The sequence below is a fragment of the Rhodococcus sp. JVH1 genome, assembly GCF_000280725.2.
Classification (GTDB): domain Bacteria; phylum Actinomycetota; class Actinomycetes; order Mycobacteriales; family Mycobacteriaceae; genus Rhodococcus_F; species Rhodococcus_F jostii_A.
In genome coordinates, this window is record NZ_CP166289.1 from 7,143,298 (window position 1) to 7,155,506 (window position 12,209).

Sequence of the window (12,209 nt, forward strand, 5' to 3'; positions counted from 1 at the left end):
CTCCGCCTCGGGAGTGTCGTAACGGCTGCGCGCACGTTACGTGGGAATCAGGAACACCTCACAGTCCTCCCGGAAGTCGTGTCAGGCGGGTGCGCGGTCGCGGGGCATGAGCAGCGGGGCCAGCACGGCGAGGAGCAGGGCGGGCAGCAGGAAGCCGGCCGCGGGCGACACCGAATACACCGGGGTGAGGGTGATCGGGGCGAGCGCGTTGCCCATGAACCGCAGCGCCTGCACGACGGACACCGCGCCGCCCCGGTTCGGGCCCGGCGACCCGAGCACGGCGGCGTTGACACCCACCAGGACGAACTGACCGGCGATTCCGGCCGCGAACCACGCCACGGCCACGACCGCGAGGAGAGACACGGTCCCGGCGACCGCGACGAGAATCGCCCCGCCGACCGCGCCGATCAGAACGGCGGCCCGGGCCCCGATCTTGTCGATGACACCGCCGACGAGGCGGGCGGTGAGGATGCCTGCCACGCCGAACCCGGTGAGCAGCAGCCCGCGCTGGGTCGGGCTCAGCCCGAAGGCGTCCTCGGCGCGGAACGCCACCAGGAAGCTCAGCCCACCGAGTGCACCCCAGCCGAGGAGTGCCACCACCCCGATTCTCAGCACCGACGGGGTGAGGGCGTCGCGCAGTCGCGGGCGCGGTGCCCCCGGCTCGGCGGGAGCGCTGTCGGGAACGCCGACCAGACCCAGCACCGCGGCCACGAGGGCGATGACGAGGAAGGCGAGGCGCCAGTCGACCTCCGCCGCGAGCCCGCCGACGAGCGGCGCGCTCGACGTTCCTGCGGCCTGGAAGGCGCCGAAGACCCCCAGTGCCCGGCCCAGATGCTTCTGCGGAGTCGAGGCGGCGAGCGCCGCCAGCAGCAGCGGCGTCGTGAACGAGTTCGAACACCCCTGGAGCACGCGGGCGCCGAGGAAGAGCGGCAGCGTCGGCGCCACGAAACACGCCAGCGACGACAGCAGATAGACGCCGTACGCGATCCGCACGGTCCGCGTCTGCCCCCACCGCGCGCCCAGCGTGCCCGAGACGAGCATCAGCAACGCGAACGGCAGCAGGTACGCCGTCAGCGAGCCCGCCGCGGCGGACGCACTCACGCCGAGGTCGTCCCCGATCTCGGGAAGGATCGACGCGACGACCCCGCCGCCGAACGGACCGAGGAAACCGCCGGCGTAGAGCGCCGTGCGCTGGAGCGAGGAACGAAGCGACTCGGATGAGTTCTTCGTCACAGCCCGAAGCTGCCGGGCCCACGCCTGCGGAGATATCGCTCGAACTCGGCGGCGAGCGCATCACCGTCGATCTTCGAGATGGCGTCGGAGATGTCGGTCTCGGCGTCGCCGCGCTCCTCGAGGGAACGGACGTACTCGCCGATCTCCTCGTCGTCCGCGGTCATCTCGGTGACGGCTTCCTGCCAGTCGTCGGCCTGGGCCGGGAGTTCTCCGAGGGGAACCTCGATGTCCAGGACATCCTCGACGCGTTGCAGCAGCGCCACCGTGGCCTTGGGATTCGGCGGCTGGGACACGTAGTGGGGCACGGCCGCCCAGAACGACACGGCAGGCACACCGGCCCGGACACACGCGTCCTGCAGCACCCCGGTGATCCCGGTCGGCCCCTCGTAGCGGGTCTGCTCGAGCTTGAACCGCTCGGCGGCCTCACTGCTGTATGCGCTGCCCGTCACCGGGACCGGCCGCGTATGCGGGGTGTCCGCGAGCAGCGCCCCGAGGATCACCACGGTGTTGATCTGCAGCTGGTCGATCAGCTCGAGGAGGTCCTCGCAGAAGCTGCGCCAGCGCATGTTCGGTTCGATCCCACGCAGCAGAACCACGTCGCGGTCGCTGCCGGGAGGCGAGCACACCGACAGGCGGGTGGCGGGCCACACAATCTCCCGGGTGACACCGTCGACCTGCCGCACCGTGGGTCGATTGACCTGGTAGTCGTAGTATTCCTCGGAGTCCAGCTCGGCGAGCGGCTGGGCGTCCCAGGTCAACTCGAGGTGCTCGACGGCTCCGCTCGCGGCATCGCCGGCGTCGTTCCAGCCCTCGAAGGCGGCGACGAGGACAGGGTCACGCAGTACGGGCACGCCACTGTCCGTCGCACCGGCGTCCTCGGTGTCGGGGGTGTCGTCGTCGCGGCCCGCAGGCGTGACGGGGAACTCACTGGAACTCACCCACCCAGCCTACGGCCAGCATTGGTTCGCGCGCCCACTAGTCTGGACGGCATGTCTGCGCCATTTCACTCTGCCCTGCTCGATGCGTTGAACCAGCGCGTTGTCATCGGCGACGGAGCCATGGGCACCATGTTGCAGGCCGCGGACCTCACGCTCGACGACTTCCTCGGGCTCGAAGGCTGCAACGAAATCCTCAACGACACCCGCCCTGACGTGCTGAAAGACATCCACCGCGCGTACTTCGAGGCCGGGGCCGACGCCGTCGAGACCAACACGTTCGGGTGCAACCTACCCAACCTCGCCGATTACGACATTTCGGACCGTATCCGTGAACTGGCCGAGAAGGGCACCCGGCTGGCGCGTGACGTGGCCGACGAGATGGGGCCCGGACGCGACGGCATGGGCCGCTTCGTCCTCGGCTCGATGGGACCGGGAACCAAGCTGCCGACGCTGGGCCACGCGCCGTTCGCGATCCTCCGCGACGCCTACGCGGAGGCAGCGATGGGCATGATCGACGGGGGAGCCGACGCGATCCTCGTCGAGACCTGCCAGGACCTGCTGCAGGTGAAGGCCGCCATCCTCGGCAGTCAGCGGGCGATGGAGACGCTGGGTTCGCGGCTGCCGATCATCACCCACGTCACGGTCGAGACCACCGGCACGATGCTCCTCGGCAGCGAGATCGGTGCCGCGCTGACCGCGCTCGAGCCGCTCGGTATCGACATGATCGGCCTCAACTGCGCGACCGGTCCCGCCGAGATGAGCGAACATCTCCGCCACCTGTCCAAGTACAGCTCCCTTCCGGTGTCGGTGATGCCCAACGCCGGACTGCCGCAGCTCGGCCCGAACGGCGCCGAGTACCCGCTCACCGCGGAGGAGCTCGCCGAGGCGCTCAGCGGCTTCGTCACCGAGTTCGGACTCGGTCTGGTCGGCGGCTGCTGCGGCACCACTCCCGAGCACATCCGGCAGGTGGCCGAAGCGGTCCGTCTGGTCGAGAAGGCCGAGCGGAACCCGGTTCACGAGTCGGGGACGTCCTCGCTGTACACGGCGGTGCCGTTCCAGCAGGACGCCAGCATCCTGATGATCGGTGAACGCACGAACACCAACGGCTCCAAGGCATTTCGCGAGGCGATGATCGCCGAGGACTACCAGAAGTGCCTCGACATCGCGAAGGACCAGACCCGCGACGGCGCCCACATGCTCGACCTCAACGTCGACTACGTCGGACGCGACGGTGCCGTCGACATGGCCGCCCTCGCGAGCCGGTTCGCGACGTCGTCGACGCTGCCGATCATGCTCGACTCCACCGAGCCCGCGGTCCTGCAGGCCGGACTCGAGCATCTCGGCGGCAGGTGCGCCGTGAACTCCGTCAACTACGAGGACGGCGACGGCCCGGACTCGCGGTTCCAGAAGATCATGCGGCTCGTCACGGAGCACGGCGCCGCCGTCGTCGCGCTGACCATCGACGAGGAGGGCCAGGCGCGCACCGCGGAGCACAAGGTCCGCATCGCCGAGCGCCTGCTCGACGACATCACCGCGAACTGGGGCCTCGACGAGTCCGACATCATCATCGACGCGCTGACGTTCCCGATCTCCACCGGTCAGGAAGAGGTCCGCCGCGACGGCATCGAAACGATCGAGGCGATCCGTGAGCTGAAGAAGCGGCATCCGCGGGTGCACTTCACCCTCGGTGTGTCCAACATCTCGTTCGGTCTCAACCCGGCGGCCCGGCAGGTCCTGAACTCGGTGTTCCTGCACGAGTGCACCGAGGCCGGCCTGGACACCGCGATCGTGCACGCGTCGAAGATCCTGCCGATGGCACGGATCCCCGACGAACAGCGGGAAACGGCACTCGACCTGGTCTACGACCGCCGCCGCGAGGGCTACGACCCGCTGCAGAAGCTGATGGAACTGTTCGAGGGCGTCTCCGCGGCGTCGGCGCGTGAATCCCGCGCCCAGGAACTGGCGGCGCTGCCGCTGTTCGAGCGGCTGGAACGGCGCATCGTCGACGGTGAACGCAACGGCCTCGACGACGACCTCACCGCCGCGATGGAGGAGAAGCCGCCACTCGCGATCATCAACGAGACCCTGTTGTCCGGCATGAAGACCGTCGGCGAACTCTTCGGATCCGGGCAGATGCAGTTGCCGTTCGTGCTGCAGTCGGCCGAGGTGATGAAGGCGGCCGTGGCGTACCTCGAACCGCACATGGAGGCCACCGACGAGGACGGCAAGGGCCGCATCGTCATCGCCACCGTGAAGGGCGACGTCCACGACATCGGCAAGAACCTCGTCGACATCATCCTGAGCAACAACGGGTACGACGTGGTGAACCTTGGCATCAAGCAGCCGATCGCGACGATCCTCGACGCGGCGATCGAGCAGAAGGCCGACGTCATCGGCATGTCGGGGCTGCTCGTGAAGTCGACCGTGGTGATGAAGGACAACCTGCAGGAACTCAACGCCAAGGGTGTCGCGGAGAAGTTCCCCGTCCTCCTCGGCGGCGCCGCGCTGACCCGTTCGTACGTGGAGAACGACCTGGCCGAGGTGTACGAGGGCGACGTCAGCTACGCGCGCGACGCGTTCGAAGGCCTGCACCGGATGGACGAGATCATGGCCGTCAAGCGTGGCGGCGGACCCGACCCGGACAGCCCGGAAGCGATCGCGGCCCGCGAGAAGGCCGCCGAACGCAAGGCACGCCACGAGCGGTCCAAGCGGATCGCGGAGAAGCGCAAGGCCGCCGAGACCCCGATCGAGGTGCCCGAGCGATCCGACGTGGCCACCGACATCGTGGTCCCGACCCCGCCGTTCTGGGGCAACCGGATCGTCAAGGGTGTGTCGCTGTCGGACTACTCGGGGCTGCTGGACGAGCGGGCCCTGTTCCTCGGGCAGTGGGGTCTGCGCGGGCAACGTTCCGGCGACGGTCCCACGTACGAGGAACTGGTGGAGACGGAAGGCCGCCCCCGCCTGCGGTACTGGCTGGACCGGCTGAGCACCGAGGGAATCCTCGCGCACGCCGCCGTCGTCTACGGCTACTTCCCCGCGGTGTCCGAGGGCGACGACGTGGTCGTGCTCACCGACCCGACACCCGACGCGGAGGAACGCTTCCGGTTCAGGTTCCCGCGCCAGCACCGCGACCGCTTCCTGTGCGTCGCCGACTTCGTCCGGTCCCGCACCGAGGCGAAGGAGACCGGTCAGGTCGACGTGTTCCCGATGCAGCTCGTCACGATGGGGCAGCCGATCGCGGACTTCGCGAACGAGTTGTTCGCCGCCAACGCGTACCGCGACTACCTCGAGGTGCACGGTATCGGCGTGCAGCTGACGGAATCGCTGGCCGAGTACTGGCATCAACGGGTCCGCGAGGAACTCGTGCTGCCCGGCGGGCACAACGTGGCCGAGCAGGACCCGTCCGAGGTGTCCGGATTCTTCGACCTCGCCTACCGCGGTGCCCGGTACTCCTTCGGGTACGGCGCCTGCCCCAACCTGGAGGACCGCGCGAAGATGGTCGCCCTCCTCGAACCCGAACGGATCGGTGTGAAGTTGTCGGAGGAACTGCAGTTGCATCCCGAGCAGTCCACGGATGCGTTCGTGCTGCACCACCCCGAAGCGAAGTACTTCAATGTCTGACGCATTCGACGGTCTCGCAGGTGTTCTGTGGGACATGGACGGAACGCTGCTCGATTCCGAGAAGATGTGGGACGTCGCGGTCCGCGAGCTGTCGCTGCACCTCGGCGGTCCGATGACCGAGGAGACGCGGCTGAAGACGATCGGTGCGTCCAGCGCCAACGCTCTCGGCGTCATCTTCGACGCCCTCGGGCTCGACCGGGACCCGGTGGCGCTCGCCGAGGCCAAGGAATGGATGTTCACCCGCGTCGAGGAACTGTTCGGTGACGGGATCCCGTGGCGGCCGGGCGCCCACGCCGCACTGCAGACCGTCCGGGCGCACGGCCTGAGGTCGGCGCTGGTGACCAACACCGAGCGCCGGCTCACCGAGCGGGCACTCGAGACGCTCGGCAGGCACCACTTCGACCACTCGGTGTGCGGCGACGAGGTGCCGGCAGGCAAACCGCATCCCGACCCGTATTTGCGGGGCGCGGAATTGCTGGGGCTGGATCCGTCGCAGTGCCTCGCCATCGAGGATTCGCCCACTGGTGCGGCGTCCGCGCAGGCCGCGGGCTGCGTCGTCCTGGTCGTCCCGTGCGAGATCGCGGTGGCCGACGGCCCCGGGCGGGTGTTCCGGGACAGTCTCGAGGGCCTCACCGGTGCCGACCTCGCCGAGGTGTGGGCGCAGCAGAGTGGTGTCCGTCTCTAGGTAGTCTGGTTTCCCGTGGCTGTTCCGAAAATCGTGCTGTTCTACGTGTTCACTCCGCTCGCCGACCCGGAGGCGATACGGCTGTGGCAGTACACACTCGCCGAGGCGAACAACCTGACCGGACGGATCCTCGTCTCCGAGCACGGCATCAACGCGACGGTCGGCGGCGACATCCGCGACGTCAAGCGGTACGTGAAGGGGACCCGCGGCTACGCGCCGTTCAAGGACGCCGACATCAAGTGGTCGGACGGGCTCGGTGACGACTTCCCGCGGCTGAGCGTCAAGGTGCGGCCGGAGATCGTGACGTTCGGTGCGCCGGGCGAGCTGAAGGTGGACGCGGACGGCGTCGTCGGCGGCGGTACCCACCTGGCGCCCGACGAGGTGCACCGCCTAGTCGAGGGCCGCGGTGACGACGTCGTCTTCTTCGACGGGCGCAACGGTTTCGAGGCGGAGATCGGCCGATTCCGGGACGCCGTCGTGCCCGACGTGTCGACCACGCGCGAGTTCGTGCACGAACTCGACAGCGGCAAGTACGACCATCTCAAGGACAAGGCCGTCGTCACGTACTGCACCGGGGGAGTGCGGTGCGAGGTCCTGTCCTCGCTGATGCGCTCGCGCGGGTTCGGTGAGGTCTACCAACTGGACGGCGGAATCGTCCGCTACGGCGAGGCATTCGGCGACACGGGCCTGTGGGAGGGGTCGCTGTACGTCTTCGACAAGCGGATGAGCATCGAGTTCAGCGATCAGGCCAAGACCCTGGGGCGCTGCAGCACGTGCGGGGGTCCGACGTCCCGGTACGAGAATATGCCGGACGACCGGGGCCGCGAACTCGTGCTCGTCTGCGCCGACTGCACCGAGAAGAGGGCGGGCTGAGGTGGCGGGGGCGCCCCTGCCGGTCCGCAACGGCCTCGGACCCGACCGCATCCGGATGCCGGCGGGCGTCGGCACGAAGACGGTCGCCGAATTCCTGGTCGAGACGTACCCGGACGAACGCGCGCACTGGCTGTCGCTGATCGACGGCGGGGAAGTCGTCGACGAACACGGCAGGGTGGTCGACCGAGGGACCCGTTATGCCCCGACCCGTTTCGTGTACTTCTACCGCGACCCCGCACCGGAGATCCCGGTTCCGTTCGAGATCGACATCCTGCACCGCGACGACCACCTCGTGGTTATCGACAAACCCCATTTCCTCGCGACCATCCCGCGGGGCGCGCACATCACCGAGACGGCGGTCGTGCGGCTGCGGCGGGCGCTCGACCTGCCCGACCTGACGCCGGCGCACCGGCTCGACCGGATGACGGCCGGCGTTCTGGTGTTCCTGATCAGGCGGGAAGACCGCAGGCCGTATCAGGAACTGTTCGTCTCCCAGCAGGTCACCAAGGAATACGAGGCCGTCGCCGGGCACGACCCCGCGCTCGCGTTTCCGCGCACCATCCGCAGTCGCATCGTCAAGGAACACGGGATCATGACGGCGACGGAGGAACCGGGCGAACCGAACAGTGAGACCGTCGTCGACCTGCTCGATACCCGCGACGGCCGCGCGCGGTACCGCCTGCTGCCGAAGACCGGCCGGACACACCAACTGCGGTTGCATATGTCGTCGCTGGGGTTGCCGATCGAGGGCGACAACTACTACCCGGACTTCCGGCGTTCCGAGCCCGGCGACTTCTCGACCCCGTTGCGGTTGCTGGCGCGGGCCATCGAGTTCACCGATCCCCGTTCGGGTGAGGTCCGCCGGTTCGAGAGTCGCCGCACACTCGGGTGGTGACCGGTTCGGAGAGGTCCGCGGCGGCGTGAAACAATGGGTCCTCGTGAAGACCTTCGAATCCCTGTTCGCCGAGCTGACCGAGCGTGCCGCTACCCGCCCCGAGGGGTCCGGCACCGTTGCCGCCTTGGACGCCGGCGTCCATTCGCAGGGAAAGAAGATTCTCGAAGAGGCGGGTGAGGTGTGGATCGCCGCCGAGCACGAGAGCGACGAGGCGCTCGCCGAGGAGATCTCTCAGCTGCTGTACTGGACGCAGGTGCTGATGGTGGGTAAGGGCCTGAAGCTCGAGGACGTCTACCGACATCTGTGATCGGTGATCGAGACTCCTCCACCCGCTCCCGAAAGGAACCCTCCGCCATGCTGCGCGTCGCAGTCCCCAACAAGGGCTCGCTGTCCGAGTCCGCCGCCGAAATCCTCAGCGAGGCCGGCTACCGTCGTCGCACCGACTCCCGCGACCTGACCGTCCTCGACCCGTCCAACCAGGTCGAGTTCTTCTTCCTGCGCCCCAAGGACATCGCGATCTACGTCGGTTCCGGTGAACTCGATCTCGGCATCACCGGCCGCGACCTCGCCCGCGACTCGGGTGCCCCGGTCGCCGAACGGCTGTCGCTCGGCTTCGGCCGCTCCACGTTCCGATACGCCGCCCCCGCGGGCAAGGACTGGACGGTCGAGGACCTCGCCGGGCTCCGGATCGCCACGTCCTACCCCAACCTGGTGCGTGACGACCTGTCCGCACGCGGCATCGAGGCCTCGGTCATCCGCCTCGACGGCGCCGTGGAGATCTCGATCCAGCTCGGCGTCGCCGACGCCATCGCCGACGTCGTCGGCTCCGGCCGCACGCTGCGCCAGCACAACCTGGTCGCGTTCGGCGACACCCTGTGCGACTCCGAGGGTGTGCTCATCGAGCGCGCCGGCTCGCCCGACGACGATTCCGCACGCAACCAGCTGGTCGAGCGGGTGCGCGGCATCGTGTTCGCGCAGCAGAACCTGATGCTCGACTACGACTGCCCCAAGTCGATCCTCGACGACGCGTTGAAGATCACCCCGGGCCTCGAGTCGCCGACGCTGTCGCCGCTCGCCGACGAGAACTGGGTGGCGGTCCGGGCGATGGTCCCGATCAAGGGCCACAACGGAGTCATGGACGAACTCGCGGACCTCGGCGCCAAGGCCATCCTCGCGTCCAACATCCGGTCCTGCCGCGCACTCTGATCTTGCTCCACCGCAACACGATCCGCGTTCGCCCCGCCCGCAACACGATCCGCGCTCGCTCCGCTCAGGGGCGGGCGCGGACCTGTACGGTCTGGGCGATCCGGCCGACGGCGCCGGTCTCGTCGTAGAGCACGCCCGCGCACATGCCCACTCCGTCGGGTCCGATGGAGGTCTCGGAGCTGACCCCCACCCAGTCGCCCTCGGGGACCCGGAAGATGTGCACGGTGAGGTCGGTGTTGAGGAACGTCCAGTCTGCCGGGTCGAGTTTCGATCCCACGCCGTTGGCGATGTCCGCGATGGCGAACAGCCGCTCGAGCGGCGTCATGGTCTCGCCGAGAACCAGTGTGGGCCTCGGCTTCGCCCACAACTTGCCCGGGCCCTCGCATCCCATCTCGGCGATCCACCGCCAGTCGAGGGTCGTCAGGTAGCCCGAATTCCAGGCCTCGCTGAACTTGCCGTCCCGCCCGGTGGACCGCGGTTCGAGTGGCGGGTCGACGACGTGGACGGCGTCGCTGGTGTCGACGGTCTCCATCCGCCAGGCCGAGCCCCGCGCCACGGCACGGGGCCGGTCGCCGACGGTCCACAATTCGGCGACCACCAGCTCCACCCGGCGTCCCGGTCGCTGCACCCAGGACCGGACCTCGAGCTCGGCGATCGGGATGGGACCGAGGATCTCGACCACGACCCGCGTGAGACGCACATCGTCGCGTGGGGCGCAGCGCTCGAGTGCTCGCACGAGCAGCGCGGACGGGGGAGCGCCGTGCTGCATCGTCTCGGCCCACACGCTGATCGTCAGATCCGTGCTGTCGAACCGCTCGACGGTGATCTTCTGGTCCGAGTCCACTTCCGGCGCACTCAGTGCTTCCGAACCGAGTGGTACGTAATAGGACTCGGAACTCATTCGACAATCTCCTCGAAACCCGGTGCGTCTTCGGCGGGCCCCTCCGGCCATCCCGGGTAGGGAGGCGGCGTTCCACCGAACGAGGGGCACAGGGACTTATGATCACACCAGTCGCAGAGCCGGCTCGGCTTGGGTCGGAAATCGCCGGTGACCCCGGCCGCCAGAATGGCCTTCCAGATCGCCGACAGCGTGCGCTCGAACCGCAGCAGTTCGTCCTCGTCGGGTGCGTAGGTGAGGACCGTGCCGGACGCGAGGTACAGCAGCCGTAACTGCGCGGGGACGATGCCGCGGGTGCGGAGCAGGACCAGCGCGTAGAACTTCATCTGGAACAGCGCCTTGGACTCGGACATCTCGCGGGGCGCACGGCCGGTCTTGTAGTCGACCACCCGCACCTCACCGGTGGGGGCGACGTCGATGCGGTCGACGAATCCGCGGAGCAGCACCCCGTCGGCGAGTTCGGTCTCGACGCGCTGTTCGCACGATTCGGCCTCGAACCGGGTGGGATCCTCCAGCTCGTAATAGGCGGTGACGAGGGAACGCGCCTCGTCGAGGAACGCGTCTCGCTCCTCGTCGGGGACCAGGTCGATCAGGTCGGGGGCCTCGGCGAGGATGCGCTCCCAGGACGGGAGGATCAGATCGACCGCCTTCTGCGGAACGCGTTCGGCCGCGGGCAGCCCGAACAGGGTCTCCAGTGCGGCGTGCACGACCGTGCCCTTCACCTGTGCGCGCGACGGCGCCTCGGGAAGCCGGTCGACCGCGCGGAAACGGTAGAGGAGCGGGCACTGCTTGAAGTCGCCGGCGCGGGACGGTGACAGGGCGGGGCGCCTGCGGGTGGCCGAAGTGTCGCCGGGCTGTGACGGGGAACCCTTTGTGACGGGGGCTGGCGACTCTGAGATGCTCACACCTGGCAGGGTAAGCCCCCGGTCCGACAGTCGAGTCGGGGCGCGGTGTGGGCGTCGGACGGCGCCGGACGAACAGGCTGAGGAGTCGGTGACGATGGTGGGACGCGAAACGCGACCGAGCGGACCGTTTCGGGTGGGCGATCGAGTCCAGTTGACGGACGCCAAGGGCCGGCACTACACGGTCAACCTGGAGGCCGGCAAGGAGTTCCACACCCACCGCGGCGGCATCCTGCACGACGACCTGATCGGCACCGACGAGGGCAGCGTGGTCAAGTCGACCAACGGCACCCCATATCTCGCGCTGCGTCCGCTGCTCGTCGACTACATCCTGTCGATGCCCCGCGGGGCGCAGGTCATCTACCCGAAGGACGCCGCGCAGATCGTGCACGAGGGCGACGTCTTCCCCGGCGCCCGCGTGCTCGAGGCCGGTGCCGGCTCGGGTGCCCTGACGTGCTCACTGCTGCGGGCGGTCGGTCCGGAAGGCCGGGTCATCTCGTACGAGGTGCGCGACGACCACGCCGAACACGCGGTCCGGAACGTCGAGACTTTCTTCGGGGAACGCCCCGAGAACTGGGATCTGACCATCGCCGACGTTGCCGAGTTCGACGCCGACGCGGCGGGCGGTCAGGTCGACCGGGTGGTCCTCGACATGCTGGCCCCCTGGGACGCGCTGCCCGCGGTGTCCAAGGCGCTGGTTCCCGGCGGTGTGCTCATCGTCTACGTCGCCACTGTGACGCAGCTCTCGAAGGTGGTCGAGGCGATGCGCGAGCAGGAGTGCTGGACCGAGCCGCGGTCCTGGGAATCGATCGTTCGCGGGTGGCACGTCGTCGGGCTGGCCGTGCGCCCGGAACACCGGATGCAGGGCCACACCGCGTTCCTGGTGAGCGCCCGGCGTCTCGCCGAAGGAACCGTCACCCCCAAGCCGCAGCGCCGGTCGGGCAAGGGCTGAGACACG

Annotated in this window: 11 protein-coding genes; 7 read left to right on the forward strand and 4 right to left on the reverse strand. The window is 68.7% G+C overall.

What is annotated here, in order from left to right:
- Positions 1 to 81 precede the first annotated feature (81 nt).
- A complete protein-coding gene (locus JVH1_RS33420) occupies positions 82 to 1,233 on the reverse strand; it encodes an MFS transporter (protein ID WP_009473533.1) in 1,152 nt (383 codons plus the stop codon).
- Positions 1,230 to 2,171 carry a PAC2 family protein gene (locus JVH1_RS33425; RefSeq protein ID WP_009473532.1) on the reverse strand — a complete coding sequence of 314 codons (942 nt, stop codon included), beginning with the start codon at positions 2,169 to 2,171 and terminating at the stop codon, positions 1,230 to 1,232. The genes JVH1_RS33420 and JVH1_RS33425 overlap by 4 nt, the downstream gene beginning before the upstream one ends.
- A 51-nt stretch (positions 2,172 to 2,222) precedes the next feature.
- Here JVH1_RS33425 and metH point away from each other — a divergent pair, with 51 nt between their 5' ends.
- Genes metH through hisG form a run of 6 tightly spaced genes read left to right on the forward strand, consistent with a single transcriptional unit; the run spans position 2,223 to position 9,451 of the window.
- Positions 2,223 to 5,792 (forward strand): methionine synthase, encoded by a 3,570-nt coding sequence (metH, locus tag JVH1_RS33430; protein WP_009473531.1) that lies wholly within the window; start codon positions 2,223 to 2,225, stop codon positions 5,790 to 5,792.
- Positions 5,785 to 6,477, forward strand: coding sequence for an HAD family phosphatase (locus JVH1_RS33435; RefSeq protein ID WP_009473530.1), 693 nt, complete (start codon positions 5,785 to 5,787; stop codon positions 6,475 to 6,477). The genes metH and JVH1_RS33435 overlap by 8 nt, the downstream gene beginning before the upstream one ends.
- Positions 6,478 to 6,492: 15 nt before the next feature.
- The gene (locus JVH1_RS33440; RefSeq protein ID WP_009473529.1) at positions 6,493 to 7,350 is read left to right on the forward strand and encodes a rhodanese-related sulfurtransferase; all 858 of its coding nucleotides are present in this window, start codon (positions 6,493 to 6,495) and stop codon (positions 7,348 to 7,350) included.
- A gap of 1 nt (position 7,351) precedes the next feature.
- Positions 7,352 to 8,245, forward strand: coding sequence for a pseudouridine synthase (locus tag JVH1_RS33445; protein WP_009473528.1), 894 nt, complete (start codon positions 7,352 to 7,354; stop codon positions 8,243 to 8,245).
- A 25-nt stretch (positions 8,246 to 8,270) separates the two neighbouring features.
- The gene (locus JVH1_RS33450) at positions 8,271 to 8,552 is read left to right on the forward strand and encodes a phosphoribosyl-ATP diphosphatase (RefSeq protein ID WP_009473527.1); all 282 of its coding nucleotides are present in this window, start codon (positions 8,271 to 8,273) and stop codon (positions 8,550 to 8,552) included.
- Between the two features lie 47 nt (positions 8,553 to 8,599).
- A complete protein-coding gene (gene hisG, locus JVH1_RS33455; RefSeq protein WP_009473526.1) occupies positions 8,600 to 9,451 on the forward strand; it encodes an ATP phosphoribosyltransferase in 852 nt (283 codons plus the stop codon).
- A 64-nt stretch (positions 9,452 to 9,515) separates the two neighbouring features.
- On the opposite strand, the gene JVH1_RS33460 is transcribed toward hisG, so the two are convergent.
- Both JVH1_RS33460 and JVH1_RS33465 read right to left on the reverse strand, forming a co-directional pair.
- Positions 9,516 to 10,352, reverse strand: coding sequence for a thioesterase family protein (locus JVH1_RS33460; RefSeq protein WP_009473525.1), 837 nt, complete (start codon positions 10,350 to 10,352; stop codon positions 9,516 to 9,518).
- Complete coding sequence (locus JVH1_RS33465) at positions 10,349 to 11,254, reverse strand: RecB family exonuclease (protein WP_016880756.1); 906 nt, start codon at positions 11,252 to 11,254, stop codon at positions 10,349 to 10,351. Before JVH1_RS33465 ends, JVH1_RS33460 begins: the two co-directional genes overlap by 4 nt.
- Positions 11,255 to 11,348: 94 nt before the next feature.
- Between JVH1_RS33465 and JVH1_RS33470 the strand changes: the two genes are divergently transcribed.
- On the forward strand, positions 11,349 to 12,203 hold the full coding sequence (locus tag JVH1_RS33470) for a tRNA (adenine-N1)-methyltransferase (protein WP_009473523.1): 855 nt from the start codon (positions 11,349 to 11,351) through the stop codon (positions 12,201 to 12,203).
- Positions 12,204 to 12,209 lie beyond the last annotated feature (6 nt).

What these genes read in the sequence shown, in the direction of transcription:
- metH (WP_009473531.1), top strand. Translation starts at nt 2,223, where the DNA reads ATGTCTGCGCCATTTCACTCTGCCCTGCTCGATGCGTTGAACCAGCGC.
- JVH1_RS33435 (WP_009473530.1), top strand. Translation starts at nt 5,785, where the DNA reads ATGTCTGACGCATTCGACGGTCTCGCAGGTGTTCTGTGGGACATGGAC.
- hisG (WP_009473526.1), top strand. Translation starts at nt 8,600, where the DNA reads ATGCTGCGCGTCGCAGTCCCCAACAAGGGCTCGCTGTCCGAGTCCGCC.
- JVH1_RS33460 (WP_009473525.1), bottom strand. Translation starts at nt 10,352, where the DNA reads ATGAGTTCCGAGTCCTATTACGTACCACTCGGTTCGGAAGCACTGAGT.
- JVH1_RS33470 (WP_009473523.1), top strand. Translation starts at nt 11,349, where the DNA reads ATGGTGGGACGCGAAACGCGACCGAGCGGACCGTTTCGGGTGGGCGAT.